Raw genomic sequence first — 25,635 nt, 5'->3', positions numbered from 1 at the left:
GGAGGTAGGCGGCCATCATCGCGGTCGTCACCTGGGAGTCCGTCGTGAACGCCTTCGATGTCGGCAAACTTGCTCTGATCGTAGCCACGCCCACCCTGCTCGGCGCGGTCGTGATCTATGCACCGAAATGGTGCGCGGTGGTGGTCGAAAAATGGAGCCACCTGCGCCCGGCCCCGCCGCAACCGCTCGGCCCGCCGATCCAGCAGCTGGCAGCCGATCTGAGGCGCCTGCTGCGCCTGCACGGAGAACTGGTCGCGTCGGCCCACCTGGCGATGCGGGCACACCGGTTGTGGGCCGTCGAGGCGGCGATCGGGGTGCGGGCGATCGAGGCGGCGCGGGCGCTCGGCGTGCCGCACCGGGAACCGGAGATGCCCGGCGCGCTGACCCGCTCGGAGCTGCTGGAACTGCTGAACGCGCTGTCCGCGAGCGGCCTGGTGCTGCCGGCGAAGGTCGGTCCGTTCACTTCGGACGGGCGGCTCTGAGCTTTCCATAGAAAACGGCGGCGGGAGTGCACTCCCACCGCCGTTCCTTGCCCGGCACTCCCGCGCGTTTAACTGACCTCACGCCGTCATGGGGGGCACATCGGCGTGAGCGTCCCCGGGGTTGCCGGCGCGGGGGCGGCCGCTTACAAACGTGGGCGGCGGCCGCCGGCCGGGGCGTTCAGGGTCTCCAGCGTCCAGTCGTCGATGCGGCGCAGGGCCGCCCGCCAGGTGGCGCGTACGGCGCCGATCTCGAGGCGCGGCATGATCCGCTCCTTTCACTCGGTGTCGTCATCTTCGGTTCGTCCTCTGAAGACCCAGGACCACGTTGTCCCGGGCGTTTTCCACGGTGACACCGCCAGGGTCCTTGATCCGTAGATACGGAGAGTGGTCTTCGCCACCCCTCCCGTCCCTCTTCCGTGTCCGTGGGGATCCTCAATACGGGTTTAAGAATTGCTTAATTCCGCGATCTCACCGGCGGTCACGATCGGACTGCCGCGGTTTTCGCCCGGCACTCGTTTGAACTGCTCGCGGGCCCCGTGCGTACTCTCCGGCGAGGAAACACCCGGCCCCGTACGGCACCGCGACCGACCCTGCGTCACGACGCCGCTACAGGGCCGGGTGACGCGCCCATCCGAGGTGGTGGCGCGGTGTGCAAATACGTGGTTAACCTTCCACATCCATCGCTGTCGGCGCGGTGGAAAGGCCTGCTCGCTGAAGGACGGGGGCACGATGCGGCAGACGGACTCACCGGACGGCCGCGCACCCGGCCGCGGGGTCGCCGCATGAGCTTCGAGGACGACGAATACTGGGACGACGAATACGACCAGTACTCCCTGGTTCCCAACGCCGCCGTCGTCCAGGAAAAGAAGTACGACCGGCGGACGGCACCCGACCCGGTCATCCCGACCCGGCGCCGCGACGACGAAGAAGAACCGGTCGACGAACTCGCGGCCCGGCGGGTCAAGCGGGCCACGTTCGACGCGCAGCGGCCCAGCTGGCTCGACGACCCCGACTTCGTACCGATCGACACGTCCCGGCCCAACCTGGCCGGCGACGCCTACGACGACGTCGACTTCAACCGGCCCGAACTCGGGGCCGACTTCGACGCCCCCGAATTCCCGATCTCGGGACCCCGGCAGAAGGACGACCCGTACGCGGAGTTCTCCGACTACGACGACGACATCGACCAGCCTTACGACCATCGCGATCTGAAGGCGTACGGGCACGGCCGCACCGGGACGGTGTGGTCGAGCGAAGAGGAAGCGGCGGCGGCGTCCGGGCCGCCGCGCCGGCCGTCCCGGCCCGCGCCGCCCTCGGACGATCCGCCGCACCGGCAGCGGCCCCGGGTGGCCGAGTACGACTACGACTGGTCGCCGGAGGACGATTCGCGTCGCGGGCCGGCTCCGGACGGGCGCCGGGAGCGCCGTCCCGACGAGCGAGTGGCCCGCATCGACGAACGCCGCGGCAAGACCGGACGGCCGGACGAACGCCGCCCGGACACTGACCGGGTCGACGAACGCCGTCGCGCGGACGCCGACCGGGTTGATGAACGCCGTCGCCCGGACGCCGACCGGGTCGACGAAGGCCGCGGCCGCGACGAGCGGCGCGGGTCGGATGAGCGGATCGCGCGGGTCGACGAGCGGCGCGGTCGCCGGACCAGTGGGGATCCCGGCCTGCCTGGCCAGACTCGCCGTCCCGACGACCGGCGCGGGCGGCCCGACGAGCGCGTCGCCCGGACCGACGAGCGGGCGGGCGACCGTCGTGGCCGGCCGGAAGACCAGGTCGCCCGGGTCGACGAGCGCCGTGCGGCGCGGCCCGGCGATCCGGGAGATCTTCGAGGGCGTCCGGGTGCGGTGCCGCCGCAGCCCGGAACCGCGAACGGTCGCCCCGACGTCGGACGCGCCCGGCCCCAGCAGCCCGCCGACCGTCCCTCGCGGCCCGGTGACCAGGCCGCGCGGGTGGCACAGCCGCCCACCGACCCCAACGCCCGTCCGGTGCAGCCCACCGACCCGAACGTCCGGCCCGTGCAACCCGGCGACCGGAACGTCCGGCCCGTGCAACCCGGCGACCGGAACGTCCGGCCGGTGCAACCCGGCGACTCGAATGCTTGGCCGCCGCGGCCCGGCGAGCAGGCTGCTCGGGTCGCGCAGCAGCCCGGAGGTCAGGGCGTTCGGCCGGAGGAAAGCCACCCCGCCGACCCCGGCGCGAAGGGCGACAAACATCCCAAGCCGGGCGAGAAGCGCGGGTGGCTGCGGTTCGGCCGGGGCAAGAAGGGCGAGCAGCCAACCCCGGAGCAGGCAGCCGGGCAGCAGCCGGAGGCCCCGTCGGAGGCGTGGGCTCCGGACCCGCACGGCCAGGTCGCCGAGGGGCGCGCCCGCGTACCGGATTACGACCTCGACTTCCAGCCGGTCGACGGCAGCGGCACCACCTGGGCCAGCGCCACCACCGGCGAGTGGGCCCAGACCGACGGCCGGTCGGAGCCCAGCGACCAGCAGTGGTCCGCGGACGGCGACCGCCCGCAGGATGCGCCGGCCGACGACTCACCGTGGGCGCCGGCCGACGGCGAGTGGGTCGACGGCCGCTGGGTCAGCACCGACCAGCAGTGGTCGCCGCCCGACAACTCCAGCCCGGACGAGGAGCGCACCGGTCGCGGCCCGGCCCCCGACGAAGACGGCCCGCGCGTAGTCGCCAAGGCAACCCCGCCGACCCAGCCCCGCGTAATCAGCAAGGCGGCCCCGCCCCCACAGCCCCGCGTCGTCAAAAAAGCCGAACCCGCCGACGTCCCCCGCATCGTGGGCACCACCCCGCCAGCTCCGGCGGCCCAGGCAGCCACCCCACCCCAGGTCCCGGCCGGCGCCACCCCCGCCAGCACCCAACCGGCGGCTGCCGTCACAACCCCCGACCAGGCCGGCAGTCCAACTGCGCGCCCCGGCCCGGCGGCCACGGTCCCCGGGCAGACCGCCACCCGCCCGGGCGCCGGCGCCGAGCCTCGCGGGCCACAGCCAGGATCGGCTCAGCCACAGGGCTACCCCACTCAGCCCACCCGGACAGGTCAGCCCGCCCAGGCGGCGCAGCCCGGCTATCCCGCCCAGCCCATGCAGGCGGGGGCGCCCGGCTACCCGACCCAGCCGAGCCAAGGAGCCCAGCCCGGCTACCCGACCCAGCCAAGCCAAGGAGCCCAGCCGGGCTTCTCGGCCCAGTCAGGCCAGGCGGGGCAATACGGCTACCCGAACCAGCCAGGCCAGGCGACACCAGCTGTCCGCCCCACCCCGCCGGGCCAGGCGGCGCAACCCGGCTATTCGAACCAGCCCAGCCAGGCGGCACAATCCGGCCACCCCAGCCAGCCAGGCCAAGCGACACAACCCGGCAACCCAGCTCAGGCCGGGCAGCCGGGACACCCATCTCAGCCTGGCCAGACAGGTCAGACCGGCCGAGCGGACCAACCCGCCCAGACAGGTCAGCCCGGGCATCCGAACCAGCCTGGCCAACAGCCTGGTTATCCGACCCGGCCGGCGCCTGCGGAACGGCCCGCCTACCCGTCTCAGCAAGGCCAAGCGAGCCAGACAGGTCAGCCCACCTACTCGGGCCAGGCGGGGCACGTCGGCCGCCCGACTCAGACCGGATACCCGGGCCAGCCGGGACAAAATGGCTCTCCGGCGCAGCCTGGCCACGCCGCCCAGGTTCGCCACCCGGGTCGGCACACTTCAGCCGGGCAGCCCGGATATCCCACGCAGCCTGGCCAAGCCGACTTGCCCGGGCAGCCGATTCCTGCCGGGCAGCCGGACAGCCGAAATGTCCCGGGTCGCCGCGATCGCCCGGCGCAGCCCGGAACCGAGGCACCGAGCGGTTACCCGGCTCAGCCAGGAAATCCGAACCAACCAGGGCAAGCCGGTCACGCTGCGTCGACGGGTCAGCCGTCCTACCCCGACGCACCATCCAGCTACCCGCAGCATCCCCGCCAGACCGGTCAGCCTGGGCAGACCGCGTATCCGGCCGCCTTCGCCCAGCCGGATCAGGCGGGACAGGCCCCGGCAGGTCAGAGTTCGCCGGGCTATCCGGTTCAGCCGGGCCAACCGGCCTGGGCGCCGACCGGGCGCCAGGTCGTTCCCGGCTCGGTTTCCGACGCCCAGGCCGGCATGGACCGTCGACCCACGCCCGCACCTGGAGAGAGCGGAACCTTCCCCGCACCCGGCCAACGACCCACGCCCGCACCTGGCGAAAGCGGAAGCTTCGCAAGGCCCGGCCAACGACCCATGCCTGCGCCGGGAGAGAGCGGAAGCTTCGCCGGGTCGGGTGAGGGGACGCGGTCGCGGCGTAGTCCGCGGACGGCTCACGTCACGCTGTCGCAGGACGGCGGGCCCTGGTCGATGGTTCCGGACGACGCGCCGCCGGCTGCGGTGCCGATCTCTGGGCTGAGCCGGCCCATTTCGCCCGCGCCGGGTGAGGGGCGGACGACCGCCGGGGTGCCGGTTCCGGTGGACGGGAACCCTGCCTCGCCCGCGGTCGCCGGGCATGCTGCGGTGCCGGTTCCCCGGGAGGGTGCGCCGGGTGCCGACCGGCCGGCGGTGCCGGACGGTGGGCGGACCGGCGGTGACGTTCCGGTGCGCGGAGGGGCCGCTGCTGCCTTCCCGGCGGCCGAGGTCCGGCCCGTTGTCCCGGCTCCGCGCGACGGGCAGGCGCCCGTGGTGGATCCGAACGAGATCACGGCGGCCAACGTTCGCCGGGCCGGCCCGTCGGTGGATGGCACGGACCCGGCTGAGGTTACGGTCGCCGGCGGTCGTCCGTCGGTGCCCAAGGATGAACCCCGCGTGGGCATCACGGCGCCTTCGGACGGACGACCGAGCAATCCGGCTGCCCCGGCACCGGTGGTTGAGTCGCGGGGCGTGGACGCGGCGCCGCGTGGGGCGCATGCGCTGCCGACCGGGGAGTGGCCGATCGCGCCGCGGCGGCAGTCGGGTGACCTCGGGTCGGTGGGCCGGGCGGAGCCGGGTGCGCATCAGGCGCCTGGTCACGTTTCGCCGGTGGCCGAGCCCACGCGCTCGGCGGAGGCGGACGCTGCCTGGCCGCCGGCGCAGCAGGCCTGGGGGCCGCGGGCCGGTGGTGGTTATGCGGGTACGCCTACCGGCGGAAGCGGTTGGGCGGCTCAGAAGGACGCGGCCGCCGAAGGCCCGGGCCCGAAGGCAGGACCTGCGGCGCAGAATCAGGCGGCTCCGGCCGAGGTCAGCAAGCCGGCGACAGGCGGCCAGGCGGGTCCTGCGGGGCCGGGTTCGCCGACTACCGGTGCGTGGAAGCAGGTTGCCGGTCAGTCGAGCGCCGCGCAGCCGATCTCACCGTCCGCCGGCGGTGGGCAGCCTGGTGCCGGCCCGAGTGCTGGTCAGGTGGGCGCTGCGGCGTGGCAGCAAGGTGTCGCCGGCGGGCCGGGCACGGCATCGCCGGACGGGGCCGAGTTGCCGATCCTGCCGCTCGACGGCGCGCAGCGGCCGGAAGCGGGCGCGAGCACCGCGGACGGCGGCGGGGACGGCTGGCAGGGGCGCGGTCCGGGTGCGGCGGCCGGTCGGCCGATGTCGCTGGGCGACACGCTTCCGATCGTTTCGCCCGGCTCACGACGGGCGACGGGTGGCACCGGCCAGGCTCAGCCGACGCCGACCAATACCACACCAAGCCAGCCGACGGCGCCGAGCAACGCCGCTCACCCCCAGCCGACGCCGATCACGACAACACACAGCCAGCCGACGCCAAGCAACGCTTCGCACGCCCAGCCAGCGCCGAGCGGCGCCGCTCACGCACAGCCCGCGCCAACCGACACCGCGCAAGCTCAACCAACGCCAGGCAACGCCGCCCCCGCCCAGCCGGCGCCGACCGACCCCGCGCACGCTCAACCGACGCCGAGCAGCACGCCGCAGGCCCAGCCGGCGATCAGCAGTGGTGGTGAGGCGGCGGCGGCCACGGGTGACGCGGCGCGCGATGGCCGGAGCGGCGAGGCCGGGACGGCCGGTGAGCGGCGGCCGCAGCATCTCGGGGACGGGACCGGGCCGGGCGCGGACGAGGCGCGGCATGAGGCCGATGCGGCGCCGCGGGTGGGGGCGCACGCGGCGCCCTACATGGATGCGCACGGGGTTCTGCACAACCTGAAGCCGATCGGGCGGCTGGCGGTCTCCGGGCCGGACACCGCGCCCCGGCAGGCGGATTCCGAGTTCGGGAGTTTGTGGTTCGGGGCCAAGGAAGAGGGCCCCGACGGCACCCCCGCGCACCGGGATGGCGACGACCCGGTGGTTGTCGACCTCGACGTGACCGGGCTGTCGGGCGGGGCGGAGCCGCGTACGGAAAAGGCGGAAGAGGCGCCGAAGGCGCCGGAGGAGAAAGCTCGGCCGGAGCTGACCGCGGCCGACCTGCAGGCGATCCGGTGGCGGCTGGACGGTGGCACCCTGCGTGAGGTCGTCGACGACAAGGACGCGCTGCTCGAGCTCGGTGAGAAGCTCGACGAGCCGTTGGCCGACGAGGCCGACAACGTGGCCAAAGCGGGGCTGCTGAGTGTGCGGGCCGAGGTCTACCGGCTGCTCGGGGAGCTCGGGATGGCCGCCGCGGCCAGCCGGCTTGCCCTGGCGCATGCCGAGTCGGCGCGGGACACGCAGTCGATGGTGATCGCGCAGGCCGAGCTGGCGCATGTGCTGCGGCTCCGGGGGGATTTCGGCGAGGCGGACCGGCTGTTCGTGAAGGCGGCCAGCGCCCGGGTGCCGGCGCCGCTGCGGAGCGTGGTGCACGAGAACGCCGGGCGGTGCTGTTTCGATCAGGGGCGGTACATGGAGGCGCTCGACCACTTCGCGCGGGCGGTGCGGCTGGGGCGGTCCGACGACACCGAGCTGGCCGAGCGGATCGGCGTGTGTCTCGAGGCCGTCTACATCCACGTGCTGCGGGACGGGTGGGGGCCCTACCCGCGGGAGGTCGCGCTGGAAGAGGTCACCGCGGAGCAGCCGACCCTATGAGGGTGCGGCCCCGGCCGTTCTGTTTCGCCTCGTAGAGGGCGGCGTCGGAGGCACCCATCAGTTCCTCCGGGGTGGCACCGTGGTCGGGGAACACCGCTATGCCGATGCTCAGGCCGGGCGGCCCGCCGGGCAGTGATGACGCCCGGGCCAGCACCTCGCGTACGTCGTCGGCGGCGCGGCGGGCGGCCGCATGGCCGGTGCGCAGAAGCATCACGAACTCGTCGCCGCCGAGCCGGGCCACGACGTCGTTGTCGCCGGCGACCTGCGACAGGGCGGCGGCGACCGCCTGCAGGGCCTGGTCGCCGACCGCGTGGCCCCAGGTGTCGTTGATCCTCTTGAAGTGGTCGACGTCGATCGTGACCAGGGCGATCGGCTCGCCGGAGGCGCGGGACCAGGCGACCCCGCGGGCCAGTTCGGCGTCGAACGACCGGCGGTTCGCCACCCCGGTGAGGGCGTCGGCCAGGGCCTGCTGCTCCAGCACCTCCCGCAGCCGGTCGCTGCGGTCGCGCAGGGTGAGTACGACGATCGCGATCAGGGTCATGGCCACGGTCATCGAGACCCAGTCGGACGCGGCGTCACCGACCGTGGGCAGCAGTGGGAACACGACTGAGGCCTCGGTGAGCGAGACGCCGGCCATCGTGATGTAGACGACGCGGCGGCTGAGGAAGTTGGCCGAGTAGAGCACCGGCCACAGGTAGAACAGCTGGGCGCCGGTGCTCGCGTCCTCGGTCACCAGGTTCATGCCGGTGACCACCATGATCGCGAAGAACGGGGCGATGAACCAGGACCAGCGGGGCATCCGGTCGGGCCGGAACCGGGCGAAGACGCCGCCGGCCGCCAGCACCGCGCACGTGACGCTGACCGCGACCAGGTGCGAGACGGGCTGGCCGGGAACCAGCAGGAACGTGATGAAGATGAACGGCGACGCGGTCATCATCAGGTACGCGACGGCTCGGGACGCGCCGTGCTGGTCGCGCAGCTGGTACGTCACAGTTCCCCTCCTAGGTCACCTACAAAATTCGGCGACCGCCCGGGGCACCTGAGGGTTCTAGACCGGCTCCCTGATCACCTCGGCCGGCGTCGCTTCCCGCTCCCGCTCCCGCCGGGCCAGCGTGACCCCGGCGCTGGCCAGGGTCACCAGCACGAGCGCGACCACACCCACCATCGGCAGGCGCTGGCCGAGCAGGAGGAGCCCGGCAATCGCGGCGGCCGCCGGTTCGAGACTCATCAGGATCCCGAAAACCCGGGTCGGGATGCGCCTCAGCGCATTGATCTCGAGCCCGTACGAGATGACCGACGAGAGCAGCGCGACCCCGGCCGCGGCGAGCAGCAGGACCGGGCGGTGTACGACCGCGCTCGCCCCGTTCGCCCCGAACGGCAACGCGATCAGGGAGGCGACGGCCAGCGAGACGGTCAGGCCGCCGGTGCCCGGGACGATGCCACCGAGACGCGCGCTGCACACGATGTAGCCGGCCCAGCAGATGCCGGCGATGAACGCGAGAAGCAGGCCACCCACTGGGGCGGACGAGCCGCCGTGCAGGCCGAGGAGTGCAACGCCGGACCCGGCGAGCAGCGCCCACAGCACGTCGATCCAGCGCCGGGTCTGAGCGAGGGCGAGCAGCAGCGGGCCGAGGAACTCGACGGTCACCGCGGTGCCGAGCGGGACCGTCTTCAGCGACAGGTAGAAGATCTGGTTCATCGCGGACATCACGATGCCGAGCACGATCGCCGCCTGCCACGCCTGCCTGCTCCAGGACCGCAGCCGCGGCCGGGTGATCAGGCCGAGGATCACCGCCGAGAGCACCAGCCGGAGCAGGGTCACGCCGGAGGCGCCGAGGTCGTCGAAGAGGTGCCGCGCGATCGCACTGCCCACCTGCACGGAGGTGATCGAGGCGAGGACGAGCAGGGGCGCGGGCACTCTCATGGTGTCAGCCTCTCCCGGCCGTCCACCCGTTACCAGACGACGTGGGCGGCCTCACTCCGTCCGCAGAGCGACGACCGGGTCGAGGCGCCCGGCGCGCTGAGCCGGGATGACCCCGAAGAGGATGCCGACCGCGGCCGAGACGCCGAAGGCGAGCGCGAGGGCCCACCAGGTGACCGCGGCCGGTACGGGCGACAACCGGTCGACGACGACCGCCGCGGTGATGCCCAGCGCCATGCCGATCACGCCGCCGATGGTGGTGAGCAGGACGGCCTCGAGCAGGAACTGGACGCCGATGTCGCGCGGCCGGGCGCCGACCGCCTTGCGCAGACCTATCTCCTTGGTCCGCTCGCGCACCGAGACCAGCATGATGTTGGAGACCCCGACGCCGCCGACGAGCAGGCTGATGCCGGCGATCGCGGCCAGCACCCCGGTCAGTACGCCGAGGATCTGCCCGAGCACCCCGAGGATCTGCTGCTGGGTGACCGCGCTGAAGTCGGTGTCCGGGTGCCGTTTGACCAGGGTGGCGACCACCGAGGAGCCCAGCTGGTCGATGGTGTCCCGGTCCGGTGCCTTGATCGCCAGGCCGTCGATCCGGCTGGTGCCGAGCAGCCGCTGGGCGGCGGTGACCGGGATGTGCACCTCGCTGTCCCGGTCGACGCCGAGGCTCTGGCCGAGCGGCGTGAAGGTGCCGATCACCCGGAACCGGACGCCGCCGATGGTGACCTGGTGCCCGATCGGGTCGGTGTCCGGGAACAGCGTGTTGGCCACACCGGCGCCGAGCACGGCGACCCGGCGGGCGGTGGTGACGTCGGTGCGGGTGAGGTAGGAGCCGCGGTCGAGGCTGCGGACGAAGACCTGCGGGGTGTTCTCGAGGACGCCCTGCATGCTGGCGAAGGCCGACTTGTCGCCGGCGCGTACGGTCTCTCCCGAGCTGATCGTGACCGCGACCCGCGACCGGTCCCCCACCACCCGGTCGACCGCGTCGACGTCGTCCAGGGTCAGCGGCGAGGCGGTCGGCGCGGCTCCCGCCTCCAGGCGTCCCGGCACGACGATCAGCAGGTTGGAGCCGAGGCCCTCGACCTGGCGTTCGATCAGCTGCTTGGTGCCGGTGCCGATGGAGACCAGCGCGACGACCGCGCCGACGCCGATCACCACGCCGAGCATGGTGAGGATGCTGCGCAGCCGGTTGGCCCGCAGGGCGTCCAGGGCGACACGCCAGGCCTCGGCGAGTCTCACAGGATCACGCCGTCCTTCATGACGATCTGGCGGCGGGCCCGGGCGGCCACGTCCCGGTCGTGGGTCACCAGCACCACGGCCACGCCCTCGGCGTTGAGCGACTCGAGCAGGGTCAGCACCTGCTGCCCGGTGGTCGAGTCGAGGTTGCCGGTCGGCTCGTCGGCCAGCAGCACCGCCGGGGACGTGATCAGGGCCCGGGCGATGGCGACCCGCTGCTGCTCGCCGCCGGACATCTGGTTGGGCCGGTGGTCGATGCGGTGGGCGAGCCCGACCCGTTCGAGCATGGTGGCCGCGCGCTCGCGGCGCTCCCGGCGGCCGGTCCCCCGATAGACCAGCGGGAGGGCGACGTTGTCGCGGGCCGTCGTGCGCGGCAGCAGGTGGAACGACTGGAAGACGAAGCCGATGGTCTCGTTGCGCAACTTGGCCATCTCGGCCGGGCCGAGCGTCGACACGTCCCGGCCGTCGATCAGCAGCGTGCCGCTGGTCGGCCGGTCGAGCGCTCCCAGCAGGTGCATGAGCGTCGACTTGCCGGAGCCGCTGGTGCCGACGATCGCCACGTAGTCGCCTTCGGCGATGGTGAGCGAGACGCCGCGCAGGGCGGCCACGGTGACGCCGTCGAGGTCGTACGAGCGGGCGATGTCGGTCGCGACGATCATGACGCCTTGTCGCCCTGGTGGACGCGGTCGGCGCCGGAGACCACGATCCGCTGTCCGGGTGTGACGCCACCGGTCACCTGCACGACGTCCTCGCCCTGCACGCCGATGGTGACCGGGACCTGCTGGTAGTGGCCGTCGCGGACCGCCCAGACGGTGTCCTTCCCGTCCGAGCTGATCACGGCGGAGACCGGGACCGTGGTGGCGTCGGTGGCCTGGCGGACCTGCAGGCGGACGACGGCGCTCATGCCGGGCCGCGGGGTCGGCGCGGCAACCCCGTCGTCGCCGGCGCCCTTGCCCAGGTCGAGCCGCACCCGGTAGGAGACGCCGCCGGTCGCCGAGGTGGTCGGCAGCAGGTCGATCGAGCGTACGGTCGCCTGGTAGGTCGCCCCGGTGACCGCGTCGAACTCGACGCTGGCCTTCCCGCCCGGCTTGACCAGCAGCACGTCGGTCTCGTCGACCTCGGCCGAGAGGCCCAGCCGGTCGGTGTCGACGATCGTGGCGATCGGGGTGCCGGCGGCCACGTAGGCCCCGGCCGGCACGGCCGTGTCGACGCCCGGAAGGGCGCCGGAGGCAGCGGGCGCGGTGCCGGCGGCGAGGAGGGAGCTCAGGGAGGACGGGGACGCGGCGCCGGCCGATGTGCCGCCCAGCTGGACGACCCCGTCGACCGGGGCGCGGAGGGTGAGCGCGTCCACCGCCGCCGAGGCCAGGTCGTAGGCCTGCCGGGCCTGCAGCTTCTGCGCCGACGAGAGCGCGCCCACCGCGTCGCCGAGCGACGCCACGCCGCGCTGCACCGATCGCAGGGCGTCGCCGGCCGCGTCGGAGGCCGCCGAATATTGCTTCTGAGCCGCGTCGACCTGCTTGAGCAGCGCCGCCCGCAGGGTCGGATCCGTGATCTTGGCCGCCGCGGTGCGGGCGTCGCCGAAGGCCGACCGGGCCTGCTTGTCGGTGCGCATGCGGGCGGCCGTGAAGCCCGCGGTGCCGCCGGTCGGGACCCCGCCGCCGCGGTCGGCCTGGTCGAGGGCCTCGGCCGCCGCCTTCTCGCGGGCCTCGACGTCGGGCGCGTCGATCACGGCCACGACCTGGCCCTTGGTCACGCGCTGGCCGGCCTCGACCCGCAACGCGGCCAGGGTGCCACCGGCCGGGGCGCTCAGTGTCGCCGCGGCCCGGGCGGTGACCGAACCGGACGCCTCGACGATCTCGTCGACGGTGCCCCGGCCGGCCGAGCCGACGTTGATGCCCGTGGGTCCGCTGTCACAGGAGGCAGCGGAGACCACCAGTAGCACCACCGGAGCCGCGGCCAGCACACGGAAAGGACGTCGCAACACGACGCCACTCTATGTCGCGGGGATCAGGTTCCCGGGCGGCGGCCGAATACCTTGACCGTCATGCCGAGCTTGCCGATGCCCCAGTAGGCCTGGGCGTCGACCGGCAGCAGGTTGACGCAGCCGTGCGACCCGATCGACTTGTCATGGATGTAGGTCGTGGTCTGGTGGAATCCGCGGCCGCCGATGAACCGCTGCCAGTAGGGCAGCCAGACGTGATAGGGATCCGACCATTCCTTCCTGGTGCGCTTGTTGACGGTGAAGGTGCCGGCCGGGGTCGCGTAGCCCTTCTTGCCGGTCCGGGTGATAGTCGGCGGTCGATAGACCTTGCCGTCCTTCATCACCCAGGTCGTCTGGTGCGTGAGGTCGACACAGAAGGTGATGCCGCTCTTCTTCGCGTTGCAGGCGCCAGTGCTGGTCGCGGTGAGACGCTTGCCCACGTCGTAGGTGGTCGCGTCGGCCGAACCGTTGCCCGGCTTGATGCCGAAACGGGCCTGGAACTTCTTGACGGCGGCACAATCGCCGGCCGACTGTTTTCCGTCGACCGTCACCGGGCCGTATCCGCCCAGCTTGGCCAGATAGCCCTCGACCTGCTTCTGATAGGCGGTCGTGCCGCAACTGACCGAGGGCGCCGCCGAGGCGGACGCCGGAGCCAGTGCGAGCGCACCGAGACCGCTGCCGACCAGAAGTGCCAAAGCGGCCGCGCGCTTTGCTCCCACGTTTCTCTCCTCAACTGCCGACGTGACCGCCGAGAGAGATCGGCGGCCACGGTCCGCAGTTGAGGAGGGAGATCACATCGGGGTGGCGAAATCCTGCACCCAGTAGACGGTGCGTTTCTGATCGCCCGCGATCGCCAGCCCGACGCCCATCTGGTCGAGACTGCAATCGAGAATGTTGTGCCGGTGCTCCGGGCTGTGCATCCACCCGTCGACCACCTCATAGGCGCTGTCCACGCCGCGAGCGATGTTTTCCCCGTAATGCCGCCAGTTGTATCCGGCCCCGGTCACCCGGTCGCCCGCCCCGTCACCGTTGCGGGACTCGTGCGCGAAATAGTCGTGCCGCGCCATATCGGCCGCGTGCCGGTTCGCCGCCTCGATCAGCCGCCGGTCCAGCGTCACGCTCCGGCAGCCGTGCGCCCGCCGATTCCCATTGATGAGCGCCAGGATCTGCTGCTGCGTCGGCGCCGACGGACTCTCGGAGATATCGGCCGCGGTCACATTCTGCTTGGCCTCGGCGATCAGGCTGCCTCCGGCATCCTGACGGATCATCGCCGGGCGGGGCTTCACCCGGACGGCGGCGGCTTTCTGCGGAGCGGGCTTTTCCTGTACGGCGTGCGCCGAACCGGCCACGGAGTCTGATCGATCGTGCCCCGTCGAATCGTCACCGTTCCCCGAATCGGACTGGTGCCGTACCACCGGCGCCCGATTCGCCGACGGTGCCTCGTCGGTTCCGGAAAGGTCCGCGCCGGAATCATCGCCGTCGCCGTCGCTGAATCCCTCGCCCGACCCGTCGCCGTTGCCTGCGCCGCCGAAATCATCGCCGGAACCGTCGGCCGGCCGCTCGGAGTCGCCCGAACCGGCACCGCTCGAAGGGGCATCAATCGAACCGGCATCACCCGAACCGGAGTCGCCGCCGAATCCCGAGAACCCCGGCAGGTCGGAGAGCGAGAACCCGGGTACGTCCGGCCATTGTGGCGTCTCCTCCGCCCCGGCCCGGGTGGCCGCGACGCCACCCACGACCAGCAGCCCCGCCGCCACCATTGCCACCACCACCACAGGCTTACGCCGCCGCACACGCCGTGATCCCTTATGCCGCATACCGCTGCGATCCCTTTTCGGCTCGGTCGCCGCCCGGCCGGTCCGGGCGCCCTCGCCAGGGGTCAACGTCACACTCCGGCCGCGGCAACCGCCGAGCCGAGGGCGCGTCACTCCCCGGCACGGCGCCGATCACTGCTTTCGGCGCGTGAACTGGGCAAAGAGGCGAACGTAACGATCATGGAAGTCGCACAACCGCACAGACAAAACGGACAGTTCATTCGTTCGGGGTAATCCGCGAAGACCGTCTTGCCGACTCGATGGAGGTCCCCCAACATCGGGCACCATCGCTACGTTTTCGCGGTGCGCAACCGCTATCTGGACCTGCTCCGAGCCGCGGCGATCGTACGTGTGATCGTCTACCACCTCTTCGGCTGGCCGTGGCTCTCCCTCCTGCTCCCGGCCATGGGCGTGATGTTCGCGCTGGCCGGGTCGCTGGCCGCCGCCTCGCTGGAGAAGCGACCGGCCCGCAAGGTCGTCTTCTCCCGCCTCCGCCGGCTCCTGCCCCCGCTCTGGCTGCTCGGCCTGATCGCGGTGCCCGCGATGCTGGCCGCCGGCTGGGCGAGCGAACACAACGGCGAGCACCCGTTCGACACCGGCCACCTCTGGCACCTCGCGTTCTGGATCTTCCCGCTGGGCGACCCGCCGGGCAGCGACCGCGCGGCCGACCTCTGGGACCCGCTCTGGTACATCCGGGCGTACGTCTGGTTCCTGCTGCTCTCGCCGCTGATGTGGCTCGTCTACCGCAAGATCGGCTGGCTGGCGGTGGCCGCCCCGATCGTCGCGATCGCCGTGCTCGACAAGACCGGCTTCTCGCTGCCCGACACCGCGGACGCGGCGATGTGGGACTTCGTAACCTACGGCGCCTGCTGGATCGCCGGCTTCGCCCACCACGACGGCCGCATCCGCCGGATCGGGCCCCGCACCCTGGTCTTCCTCGTGCTGGTGCTCGGCCTGGTCGCGCTCTACTGGCAGAACGGCCACCAGGGTGAGGAGCATTGGGACCTCAACGACGTCCCGGAGTCACAGGCGCTGTGGTCGATCGCGTTCGTGCTGCTCGCGCTGCGCTGGGAGCCGTCGATGACCTGGCTGCCCCGCGTACGGCCGCTCGACCGCCTGGTCACCCTGCTGAACGCTCGCGCGGTCACCATCTACCTCTGGCACAACCTGGCCATCACCGCGGTCTGGCCGGTGCTCGGCCTGATCGCGCTGGGCGGCGTGACGTTCGACGACATCGGCCACGGCCTGGACGGCCCGGTCGACCTGACCGCGGCGATGGTGCTGACGCTGCTGGCGGTGCTGGCCTTCGGCTGGGTCGAGGACCTGGCGGCCCGGCGGCGGCCGCGCCTGTGGCCGACCGCGGCGCCGACCCTGCGCCGGGCCGAGGTGCCGCCGGAGGAGGCCGTGCCCGCGCTCGTCGGGGCGTACCCGATCGGCGGCGGCATGGCCGCCCGGCCCGAAGGTCCCGATTTCGCCGACCGGTCGGCCGGTCACACCTCGGCCGCCGCCGCGATGCACCGCGAGCAGTTCCGCCGCTCGGCCCCGCGCTCGGTCCCGTGGGCGGCCGACGTCCCGGCGATCGAGGGCGTCCCCGGCGACGGCACCGGCCCGCTCCGGCTCAGCGAACCCGGCACAACGACTCCGATCCGCCCGCCCGGCGGCACCGGTCCGCTCCCCCTCCCGGCCGGCCCCGACGCCATCCAACCCGTGGGCGGCAGCAGCGATCCCGACAGCGCCACCCGCCCATTCGGCGACAACGAGCCCAGCGGCGCAATGCGCCCACGCAGCGCCACAGATCCGGGCGGCGCAATTCATCCGCTCGACGCCACTGGCCCCGAAGGCGCGACACGCCCGTTCGTCGAGGGCCCGGCGTTCGGCGGCGCGACTCACCAACCCGGCAACACGACCGAACCCGGCGGTGGGACTGATCAATTCGGCGGCTCGCGGGGTGCCGGACGGCATGCCGCGCCCGGTGACGCCCGGGATCTCGACGCGCCGCCCTCCGACTGGCCCCCGGCCCGGCTCGGCGGCGGTCGCGGTGGTGGGGTGCCGGACTGGTTCCGGCAGCAGCGAAACGGTTTTTCAGATTCAAACCCCGAGTGAGGTAATTTCGCGATTTGTCCAGATAAGCGCCGCTAGTCTGGCGAGGTGCGGCAGTACGGACAGCTGACGGTCCCCGGGGGCGCCGTGACCGCGCTCGTCTTCCGGGCCGGGACGCTGCTCTGCGCACTCCCCCTGGACGAAGTTATCGAAACTATGCGCCCGCTCGAGACGCGCCCGCTGGCCGGCACCCCCGCCTTCGTGCGCGGAGTCAGCGTGCTCCGGGGCGTCCCCACGCACGTGATCGACGTCGCCCGGCTGCTCACCGGCGCAACCGGCGACGTCGAACGCTTCGTCGCGGTCGGCACCGGGCGCGGCCCGGTCGCCCTGGCCACCGGCACCGTGCTCGGCATCCGCGACACCGACGCCGGGCCGGTCGAGGCCCACCCGGCGCTGCTCGGCGGCTCGCATCGGCTGGTCGCCGGCATCGGCACGTTCGGCGCCGAGCCGTTGCTGCTGCTGCAGAGCATGCGGGCGGTGCCCGACGACGTGTGGGAAGCGGCCGCCGCCGCGGACGCACGATGAACAGCGGGATCGTCGAGTTCCGGGAGCTGCTCTCGCGGTGGCTGGGCTGGGCCTTCGACGACAAGGACGTCGCACAGCTCGACATCGTGCTCGGCGAGCGCGCCGCCACCGCCGGGATGGGCCGCAAGGACTACCTGGACCGGCTCGCCGGCGGCCGCTGGGAGGCCGAGGTCGTCGAGCTGGCCGAACGGCTCAGCATCACCGAGACCTACTTCTTCCGGCACGGCGAGCAGTTCCGGGCGCTGCGCCAGACCGTCCTGCCGGACCGGATCCGGGCCCGCGACGGGCGCAAGGTGCTGCGATTCCTTTCGGTCGCCTGCTCGTCCGGCGAGGAGGCGTACTCGCTGGCGATCGCCGCCCGCGAGGGCCGGCCGGGCCCCGACTGGCTGGTCTCGGTGACCGGCATCGATGCCAATCCGGCCATGCTGCGCAAGGCCGCGGCGGCGCGGTATTCCAGCTGGTCACTTCGGGAGACGCCTCCGGAGGTACGCGGACGCTGGTTCCACGCCGACGACGGCAGTTTCCGGGTCGACGACGAGATTCGCGCGCTGGTCCGGTTCGCGCGGCACAACGTGGCCGGCGACGACGGCGACCTGTGGATGCCGGGCCAGTACGACGTGATCTTCTGCCGGAACCTGCTGATGTATCTGACCCGCACGGTCGCGACCGCGCTGACCCGGCGGATGACCGAGGCTCTCGTGCCCGGCGGCTACCTGTTCCTCGGGCACACCGATTCGCTCGGCAGCCGCCCGGAGGGCCTCGAACCGCAGCACGACCACCAGACCTTCTACTACCGGCGGCCCACCCTGCAGGTCAGCCCGCCCCCGCTCCCCCGGCCGGCACCGCCGCCCGAGCCGCACCGCCCGGCGCTGCCGGTGACGCAGGAGGACGCGTACAACCGGGCGATCGGGCTGCTGCAGGCGGACCGGTTCGCCGACGCGCTGGAGCTGATGACCTCGCGACTGCCCAGCACGCCCCGGCACCGGGACACGCTGCTGCTCGGGGTGCTGCTGGTGCAGACCGGCCGGATCGACGAGGCGGCGACCGTGGCCCGCGCGCTGGTCGAGGTCGACGGACTGAACGCGGACGCCCACCAGCTGCTCGCGCTCTGTCTGGAGGGCGGCCACGCGGTGGACGACGCAATCGCGCAGTACCGGCTGGCCGCGTTCCTCGACCCGGAGTTCGCGCTGGCCCGGCTGCGGCTCGGCCAGCTCGCCCGGCGCCGCGGCGAGGACCGGCCCGCGACGGCCGACCTGGAACGCGCCCTCGGGCTGCTGCCGCAGGAGCAGTCGGAGCGGATCACACTGTTCGGCGGCGGGTTCGGGCGGATGTCGCTGACCATGCTGTGCCGCTCCGAGCTCGAGGCCTGCGAGGCCCACCGGTGAGGCGTATGGGGGTGGCTCCGACGGTCAGCGCCGAACCACTGCTCAACGTCGGCGGCCGGATCCACCGGCTGCGCGGCGACTTCGACCGGTCGTTCGCCGAGCCGGCCCGGCGCCACGACGTCGAACACGTGGAACTGCTCGCGGTCGGGGCGGGCGGACGCCCGTACGCGCTCCGGCTCTCGCAGACCGCAGGTCTGCACCCGGACCGCCCGGTGACCCCGTTGCCCGGACCGCAGCCGGCCCTGCTCGGGCTGGCCGGTTTCGCCGGCACCGTGGTGGCGGTCTACGACCTGGCCGCCCTGCTCGGGCACCCGGGCACCGGCCGCCCGCGCTGGCTGGTGCTGGCCGCCGGCACGCCGATGCTCGCGCTCGCCTTCCACGAGCTCGACGGGCATGTACGCGTGCCCGCCGACGCGATCGTCGCCGAGGCGTCGACCGACGGCGGCGGCTGCCTGCGGGGCATGGTCACCCTGGGCGGCGACACGCGCCCGATCGTGGACGTGCCGGCGGCCCGAATCCTGGTCCACACGCTCGCCGGGCACGAACTCACCGGACCCGAATTCACCGGGCGCGGGCCCGCCACCTCCGAGGAGATCGCACGATGATGGCCGGACGCACCTTTGGCAAGAAGCTCGCGGCCGGGTTCGGCCTGACCCTGCTGCTGACCGTGGTGATCGCGGTGACCTCGGTAGGTGCGCTGGCGTACGTGGTCAACAGCAACAACAAGGTGATCGCGACGGCGACCGACAACCTGGCCGGCGCGCTGCGGCTGCAGACGACGATGGAGGCCCGGATCAGCGACTACCGGGCCTTCCTGCTCAACGGACAGCAGCAGTACCTGGACCTGACCAACGGTGACCGGACAGCGTTCCTCAGCCAGGTCGTCGGGCTGCGGGCCCAGCTCACCGATCAGCGCGCCCGGGCCCTGCTGGAACGGGTCAGCACCGCCGAGGCGTCCCACGCGGCACTCCTCACGCCGGTCATCGAACGACGCAAGCAGATCAAGTTCCTGACCGATATCGCCCAGCTCAACGCCAAGAGCGTGGCCCCGGCCCGGCAGGAACTGCAGGACTCGACCGCCGCGCTGGTCAAGCGGGTCGGCCAGATCGTCGACCTGGACCGTGCGCACGCGTCGGCGCGGGCCACCGTCGCGGTCATCGCCATCATCGTGCTGGGCCTGCTGGCGCTGGGCGCCGGGGCCTGGATCTCGTGGCGGCTCAGCCGCGACCTGCGGCGCGAGGTGGGCACCGCGGTCGGGCACATCCAGAGCTCGTCGGCCCAGCTCGAGGCCGCCGCGGCGCAGCAGGCGTCGGGCGGGCGCGACCAGGCCAGCGCGATGAGCGAGATCACCACGACCATCTCCGAGTTGCTGATCACCTCGCGGCAGATCGCGGACAGCGCGCAGCGGGTGTCGAAGGTCGCCGAGGAGACGGCCGACGCGGCCCGCTCGGGTGATTCGACCATCGACCAGACGCGCACGTCGATCACCGCGATCCGCACCCAGGTCGACCAGATCGTGCAGCACATGCTGGCCCTGGGCGAGAAGTCGCAGCAGATCGGCGGGGTCGTCGACCTGGTGTCCGAGCTGGCCGAGCAGACCAACATCCTGGCCATCAACGCGACCATCGAGGCGAGCGGCGCGGGCGAGTGGGGGCGCCGGTTCGCGGTGGTCGCCGAGGAGATCCGCAAGCTGGCCGACCGTACGGCCGGGTCCGCCAAGGAGATCCGGGCGCTCATCGAGGACGTCCGGGGCGCGGTCAACACCACCGTGATGGCGACCGAGATCGGCGCGAAGGCGGTCGACGCGGGCTCCCGGCAGTTCGACGACGCCACCAACTCGTTCCGCCGGATCGCCCAGCTGGTGACCACCACCAGCGACGCCACCCGCGAGATCGAACTGTCGACCAAGCAGCAGACCACGGCGGTCGAGCAGGTCAATGTGGCCGCCTCGGACACCGCCCGGGTGACCCGCGAGACCGAGGCCAGCGCGGTGCAGACCAAGCAGACCGCGGCCCACCTGAGCACGCTGTCCGGCGATCTGCTGGACCTGGTCGGCAGCGGGAAACACTGATGGTCGAGGGCCGCGACCCGCTGCGCTATTTCCGGCTGGAGGCGCGCGAGCTGGTCGACCAGATCAGCGCCGGGGTCCTCGACCTGGATCAGCAGCCGGGCGCCGACCTGGTCAACCGGCTGCTGCGGTTCGCGCACACGCTCAAGGGCGCGGCCCGGGTGGTCAAGCAGCAGGACATCGCGGACCGGGCGCACGAGTTCGAGGAGGTGCTGGTCCCGCACCGGGGGCAGGGCGAGGCTCTGCCGGCCGACGAGATGCGCGAGCTGCTGCGGTTGAACGACCAGATCGCGGCGTACGTCTCGGCGCTGGAGGTGGAGCCGGCGCCGCCGCCGGCCGAGGCGGTGGCGCCGGACGCGCCGCAACAGCCGAGGCAGGAGGAACCGGCTCCGCCGCGGGCCGCGACCGCCGACCTCGACGAGCTGCTGGACGCGATCGGTGAGGCGAACGCCCGGATCGCGCCGCTGCGGGACGGCAGCCGCGCGATGAGCCGCCTGCAGCGCTCGGCCGAGACCCTGGCCGACCAGCTGCGCATCCGCCGGACCGCGCTGAGCGAACCGGCCGGGCGGGCTCAGGTGCAACGCCTCGCCGGGGAACTGGGGGCGCTGGGCCGGCGGCTGACCGACGCGATCGACCAGATCGAGCGGGAACTCGACGAGGTGCGCGGGCGGGCCGAGGGGCTGCGGCTGGTCAGCGCCGGAACGATCTTCACCGCATTGCATCGGGCGGTGCGGGACGCGGCCGACGCCGAGGGCAAGCGGGTGCGGTTCATCGCCTCGGGCGCCGAGGTGCGGATGGGCCCGCACCTGCTCAACCAGATCAGCGGGGCGTTCCTGCACGCGGTGCGCAACGCGGTGGTGCACGGGATCGAGCCGGCCGAGGTCCGGCTCGCGGCCGGGAAACCCGCCGAGGGCACGGTGAGCGTCTCGGTCGAGCGCCGGGGGCGGTACGCGATCATCCGCTGCACCGACGACGGGCGCGGGTTCGATCTGGCCGCGCTCCTGCGTACGGCCAGAGAGCGCGGCCTGCTCGCACCCGGCGACCCCGACCCGGAGCCGGCGCGGCTGTTCGACCTGGTGCTGCGGGGCGGCATCAGCACCTCGCCCGCGGTGACCGAGGTGGCCGGCCGCGGCATCGGGATGGACGTGGTCCGGGACGTCGCCGACCAGCTGAGCGGCGAGCTCACGATCCGCAGCGAACCGGGCGGTGGCAGCACGGTCGAGCTGACCGTGCCGCTGACGCTGCTGAGCATGAACGGCCTGGTCGTCGAGGCCGGGCCGACCGTCGCCACGGTGCCGCTCGAGGTGGTCCGCCGATGCGTGCGGCTCACCCCGGAGGAAGCCGTGATCGCCGCGACCACCGGACGGCTGGCCCACGACGACCAGGTCATCCCGTTCCTGCCGCTTGCCCGCACCCTCTACGCCGGCTCGGTGGTGCCGGACACCGCGGCGGGGCCGACCGTGGCGGTCGTGGTCAGCGCCGACGACGTCACGGTCGCGGTCGGCGTCGACCGGCTGGCCGGCACCAGCACGCTGGTCGCCCGGCCGCTGCCCGATCTCGCCCCGGCCGCCCCGGTGATCGGCAGTGTGGCGATCGACCTCGACGGCAACCCGCGTCTGGTGCTCGACCCGCACGGGCTGGTCGCCGAGGCCCGGCGCGGCTACGCGACGGCCGACGGCGGACCGGTGGCCGCCGCGCCGCCGCTGCCGATCCTGGTCGTCGACGACTCGCTGACCACCCGGATGCTCGAGCGCAGCATCCTCGAGTCGGCCGGCTACGAGGTCGACCTGGCCGCCTCCGGCGAGGAGGGCCTGGAGATGGCCCGGTCCCGCGACTACGGCCTGTTCCTCACCGACATCGACATGCCGGGCATCGACGGCTTCACGTTCGTCGCCGAGACCCGGGCCGACCCGGCGCTCGCCGGCGTGCCGGCCATCCTGGTCAGCTCCCGGTCGAGCGCCGAGGACCGGCGCCGGGGCGCCGACGTGGGCGCCGGCGCGTACGTGGTCAAGGGCGAGTTCGACCAGGAGGAACTCCTCGGCCACATCCGGAGGCTGATCCACTCATGATCCGTGTGCTGCTCGTGGAGGACTCCGCGACGATGCGCCATCACCTGCGCCAGTCGCTGTCCACCGACCCCGAACTCGAGGTGGTCGGCGAGGCGACCGACGGCGGCGCCGCGGTCGAGCTGGTCGGCCGGCTGCGCCCGGACGTCGTGACGATGGACATGATGCTGCCGACGATGAGCGGGCTGGTCGCCACCGAGCACATCATGGCCGAGCACCCCACGCCGATCCTGGTCGTCTCGTCGGCCGACCGGCAGGAGCTGTTCAGCACGTACAACGCACTCGCGGCGGGGGCGGTCGACGTGTTGGAGAAGCCGCGTGGGGACGGCTCGGACGCCGACTGGGCCCGGCGGCTGTGCTCGGCCGTGCGGCTGGTCTCCCGGATCCGGGTGATCACCCACCCGCGGGCCCGGCTCGACGGCCGCTCCTCCGCCCCGCCCGCTCCACCGCCCCGGCCGATCGACGACGGCACGCCGGCCGCGGTGGTGGCGGTCGGGGCGTCGACCGGCGGCCCGGGGGCGCTGACCGAGCTGCTGCGGGCGCTGCCGCCCGGGTTCGGGCCGCCGGTGCTCTGCGTGCAGCACATCGCGGCCAGCGAGCCGTTCGCGGTGGCGTTCTCCGACTGGCTGGCCGGCCAGACCGGGCGGGACGTGGCGTACGCGAGGGACGGCACCCTCGTACGGTCGTTGCGCGGCAAGGTCGTGCTCGCCCCGCCCGACCGGCACCTGGCGGTACGCGACGGCGTGCTGCGGCTCAGCGACGCGCCGCCCCGGCACTCCTGCCGGCCCTCGGTCGACGTGCTGTTCGAGTCGGTGGCGGCCGAGTACGCCGCGGCCGGCACCGGGGTACTGCTGACCGGGATGGGCCGCGACGGCGCGGACGGCCTGCTGCGGATGCGGGCCCGGGGCGCGGTCACGTTCGCGCAGGACGAGGCGAGCTGCGTCGTCTACGGGATGCCACGGGAGGCGGCCCTGCTCGGTGCCGCGGCGTACATCCTGCCCCCGGCGAGAATCGCCGCCCGGGTGGCCGAACTGCAGTTCGCCGGGGGCCGGCGATGACCAGCTCCGTACTCATCGTCGACGACAGCCTGACCGTCCGGATGAACTTGCACGAGGCGTTCGAGGCGGACGGCTTCGCGACCGTGCTCTGCGCGAGCGGCGAACAGGCCCGCGCCGCCTTCACCTCGGCCGCCTTCGACGTGGCCGTGCTCGACGTGCTGCTGCCCGACGCCGACGGCCTGGAGCTGCTCACCGAACTGCGCGGCATGCCGACCCGCAAGGACGTGGTGACCGTGCTGCTGTCCAGTGAGGACGACGTGGCCGACCGGCTGGCCGGCCTGCGGATCGGCGCCGACGAATACGTCGGGAAGCCGTACGACGCCGGCTATGTGGTGGCCCGCTGCCGCCAGTTGCTCGGCGAGGGGCCGTACCGGCGCACCGACCGCACCACGGTCCTGGTCGTCGACGACAGCATGACCTTCCGCGAGCAGCTGCGCGAACTGCTCGAAGGCGAGGGGTACGCCGTGCTGACCGCGCCGAGCGGCGAGGAGGGCCTGCGGATGGCGGCCGACCGGCGCCCGGCCGCGGTCATCGTCGACGGCGTGATGCCGGGCATCGACGGCGCCACCGTGATCCGCCGGATCCGCCTCGACCCGGCGCTGCGCGACACCCCGTGCATCCTGATGACCGCGGCCGACGACTACGCCACCGAACTGCAGATGCTGGATGCCGGCGCCGACGCGTTCGTCCGCAAGCAGCAGAACCTGGCGATCGTGCCGGCCAAGCTCAACGCCGTGCTCCGGCAGAGCGCCGAGCAGCTGCCGATCGAGGTCACCGGCAGCCTGCACGGCCCGAGCAAGGTGCTGGCCCTCACCCCGGACCGGGAACGGCTTTCCGGGCTCGCCACCGCTCTGCGCAGCGAGGGGTACGACGTGGTGCCGGTCGCCGACGCCAACGACGCCCTGGACCTGCTGGCCGAGCAGCCGGTCGACTGCATCGTGCTCGGGCAGGGACTGGACGGCGACATCGGCCGGGACGCCTGCCGCCGCATCAAGGAGGTGCCGGTGATCGGCGAGACCCCGGTGGTGATGACCGGCGAGGCCGACGACGACATGCTGGCCTGCCTGGCCGCCGGGGCCGACGACTACGTGCGGGCCAGCTCGGGGGCGGAGGCGCTGCGGGCCCACGTACGCACCCAGATCCGGCGCAAGCAGTCGCACGACGAGAGCCGCCGGATCCGCGAGGAGCTGATGCGGCGCGAGCTCGACGCGGCCGAGGAGCGGGCGGCCCGGCAGCTGGCCGAGACCCGGGCGGCGCTGGTCGAGGAGCTGGAGTGGCGCAACCGGGAGCTGGAGGCGTTCTCCGGCTCGGTCTCGCACGACCTGCGCGGCCCGCTGCAGGTGATCAGCAGCTTCGCCGAGCACATGCTCGACGACGAGGAGGACCCGCTGAGCGCCGAGGCGAAACGCCGGCTGGGCCGGATCAAGAACGCCGCCGGCCGGATGGCCGACCTGGTCGAGTCGCTGCTGATCCTGGCCCGGGCCAGCCGGGGCGAGCTGCGCCGGTCCGTCGTCGACCTGTCGGCGACCACGGTGCAGGTGATCGGCGAGGTCGAGGCCCGCTATCCCGACCGGTCCGTCAATTTCACCGTCGCCGAGGGCATGACCGCCGACGCCGACGAGGGCCTGGTCCGGGTGATCCTGGAAAATCTGATCAACAACGCGGTCAAGTTCACCGGCAAGATCGCCCACCCGGTGATCACCATCGGCACCGAGGCCGGCAAGTTCTTCGTACGCGACAACGGCGCCGGCTTCCCGGCCGGCAAGGCGGGCGAGCTGTTCCGGCCGTTCGCCCGGCTGCACAACGCGCAGGACTTCCCGGGCACCGGCATCGGGCTGACCACGGTGCACCGGGCGGTCGAGCGGCACGGCGGCGAGATCTGGGCCGAGGGCGAGGACGGCCGCGGCGCCACCTTCTGGTTCACGCTCCCCCCGGCCACCCCGGTCCCCACCGAGCGGCGCACCCAGCCCCGCCGCGACGGCTGATCCCGCTGTCGGACGCCGGTCCAGCCCCGAG

General features: G+C 73.0%; 16 protein-coding genes and 1 pseudogene. 10 read left to right on the top strand and 7 right to left on the bottom strand.

The genetic code is table 11. The features are described 5' to 3' along the window. Window positions 1-44 precede the first annotated feature (44 nt). Window positions 45-482, top strand: a complete 438-nt coding sequence (locus ACIA5C_RS39970) for a hypothetical protein (RefSeq protein ID WP_396064756.1) — start codon at window positions 45-47, stop codon at window positions 480-482. A gap of 782 nt (window positions 483-1,264) precedes the next feature. Continuing rightward, a complete protein-coding gene (locus ACIA5C_RS39965; protein ID WP_396064754.1) occupies window positions 1,265-7,465 on the top strand; it encodes a hypothetical protein in 6,201 nt (2,066 codons plus the stop codon). Here the strand turns inward: ACIA5C_RS39965 and ACIA5C_RS39960 are convergent. From ACIA5C_RS39960 to ACIA5C_RS39930, 7 genes and pseudogenes are all read right to left on the bottom strand, one after another. Further along, a complete protein-coding gene (locus ACIA5C_RS39960; RefSeq protein ID WP_396064752.1) occupies window positions 7,440-8,456 on the bottom strand; it encodes a GGDEF domain-containing protein in 1,017 nt (338 codons plus the stop codon). The genes ACIA5C_RS39965 and ACIA5C_RS39960 overlap by 26 nt on opposite strands. A gap of 57 nt (window positions 8,457-8,513) precedes the next feature. Beyond that, on the bottom strand, window positions 8,514-9,389 hold the full coding sequence (locus ACIA5C_RS39955; protein ID WP_396064749.1) for an EamA family transporter: 876 nt from the start codon (window positions 9,387-9,389) through the stop codon (window positions 8,514-8,516). 51 nt (window positions 9,390-9,440) lie between these two features. Then, complete coding sequence (locus ACIA5C_RS39950; protein ID WP_396064747.1) at window positions 9,441-10,625, bottom strand: ABC transporter permease; 1,185 nt, start codon at window positions 10,623-10,625, stop codon at window positions 9,441-9,443. Continuing rightward, window positions 10,625-11,281, bottom strand: a pseudogene (locus tag ACIA5C_RS39945) (ABC transporter ATP-binding protein); the annotation flags it as partial. The gene ACIA5C_RS39950 and the pseudogene ACIA5C_RS39945, both read right to left, overlap by 1 nt. Further along, the gene (locus ACIA5C_RS39940) at window positions 11,278-12,606 is read right to left on the bottom strand and encodes an efflux RND transporter periplasmic adaptor subunit (protein WP_396064744.1); all 1,329 of its coding nucleotides are present in this window, start codon (window positions 12,604-12,606) and stop codon (window positions 11,278-11,280) included. The pseudogene ACIA5C_RS39945 and the gene ACIA5C_RS39940, both read right to left, overlap by 4 nt. Window positions 12,607-12,629: 23 nt before the next feature. Next, the gene (locus tag ACIA5C_RS39935; RefSeq protein ID WP_396064742.1) at window positions 12,630-13,322 is read right to left on the bottom strand and encodes a L,D-transpeptidase family protein; all 693 of its coding nucleotides are present in this window, start codon (window positions 13,320-13,322) and stop codon (window positions 12,630-12,632) included. Between the two features lie 72 nt (window positions 13,323-13,394). Next, on the bottom strand, window positions 13,395-14,531 hold the full coding sequence (locus ACIA5C_RS39930; RefSeq protein WP_396064739.1) for a CAP domain-containing protein: 1,137 nt from the start codon (window positions 14,529-14,531) through the stop codon (window positions 13,395-13,397). A gap of 189 nt (window positions 14,532-14,720) precedes the next feature. Here ACIA5C_RS39930 and ACIA5C_RS39925 point away from each other — a divergent pair, with 189 nt between their 5' ends. Genes ACIA5C_RS39925 through ACIA5C_RS39890 form a run of 8 tightly spaced genes read left to right on the top strand, consistent with a single transcriptional unit; the run spans window position 14,721 to window position 25,604 of the window. Beyond that, a complete protein-coding gene (locus ACIA5C_RS39925) occupies window positions 14,721-16,520 on the top strand; it encodes an acyltransferase family protein (protein WP_396064737.1) in 1,800 nt (599 codons plus the stop codon). 45 nt (window positions 16,521-16,565) lie between these two features. Further along, window positions 16,566-17,042: a chemotaxis protein CheW gene (locus ACIA5C_RS39920; protein WP_396064735.1), complete on the top strand. Its 477-nt coding sequence runs from the start codon at window positions 16,566-16,568 to the stop codon at window positions 17,040-17,042. Then, the gene (locus tag ACIA5C_RS39915; RefSeq protein ID WP_396064732.1) at window positions 17,039-18,427 is read left to right on the top strand and encodes a CheR family methyltransferase; all 1,389 of its coding nucleotides are present in this window, start codon (window positions 17,039-17,041) and stop codon (window positions 18,425-18,427) included. The genes ACIA5C_RS39920 and ACIA5C_RS39915 overlap by 4 nt, the downstream gene beginning before the upstream one ends. A 5-nt stretch (window positions 18,428-18,432) precedes the next feature. Then, the gene (locus ACIA5C_RS39910) at window positions 18,433-19,032 is read left to right on the top strand and encodes a chemotaxis protein CheW (protein ID WP_396064730.1); all 600 of its coding nucleotides are present in this window, start codon (window positions 18,433-18,435) and stop codon (window positions 19,030-19,032) included. After that, a complete protein-coding gene (locus ACIA5C_RS39905) occupies window positions 19,029-20,498 on the top strand; it encodes a methyl-accepting chemotaxis protein (RefSeq protein WP_396064728.1) in 1,470 nt (489 codons plus the stop codon). Before ACIA5C_RS39910 ends, ACIA5C_RS39905 begins: the two co-directional genes overlap by 4 nt. Continuing rightward, complete coding sequence (locus ACIA5C_RS39900) at window positions 20,498-22,564, top strand: response regulator (protein WP_396064726.1); 2,067 nt, start codon at window positions 20,498-20,500, stop codon at window positions 22,562-22,564. The genes ACIA5C_RS39905 and ACIA5C_RS39900 overlap by 1 nt, the downstream gene beginning before the upstream one ends. Then, window positions 22,561-23,619: a chemotaxis-specific protein-glutamate methyltransferase CheB gene (cheB, locus tag ACIA5C_RS39895; RefSeq protein WP_396064723.1), complete on the top strand. Its 1,059-nt coding sequence runs from the start codon at window positions 22,561-22,563 to the stop codon at window positions 23,617-23,619. Before ACIA5C_RS39900 ends, cheB begins: the two co-directional genes overlap by 4 nt. After that, complete coding sequence (locus ACIA5C_RS39890) at window positions 23,616-25,604, top strand: response regulator (protein WP_396064722.1); 1,989 nt, start codon at window positions 23,616-23,618, stop codon at window positions 25,602-25,604. The genes cheB and ACIA5C_RS39890 overlap by 4 nt, the downstream gene beginning before the upstream one ends. The last annotated feature ends 31 nt before the right edge of the window (window positions 25,605-25,635 follow it).

Source organism: Actinoplanes sp. NPDC051343 (assembly GCF_044455125.1).
Classification (GTDB): Bacteria; Actinomycetota; Actinomycetes; order Mycobacteriales; family Micromonosporaceae; genus Actinoplanes.
Note: the sequence above shows the minus strand (reverse complement) of the source record. Positions and strands in the feature narration are given on the sequence as shown.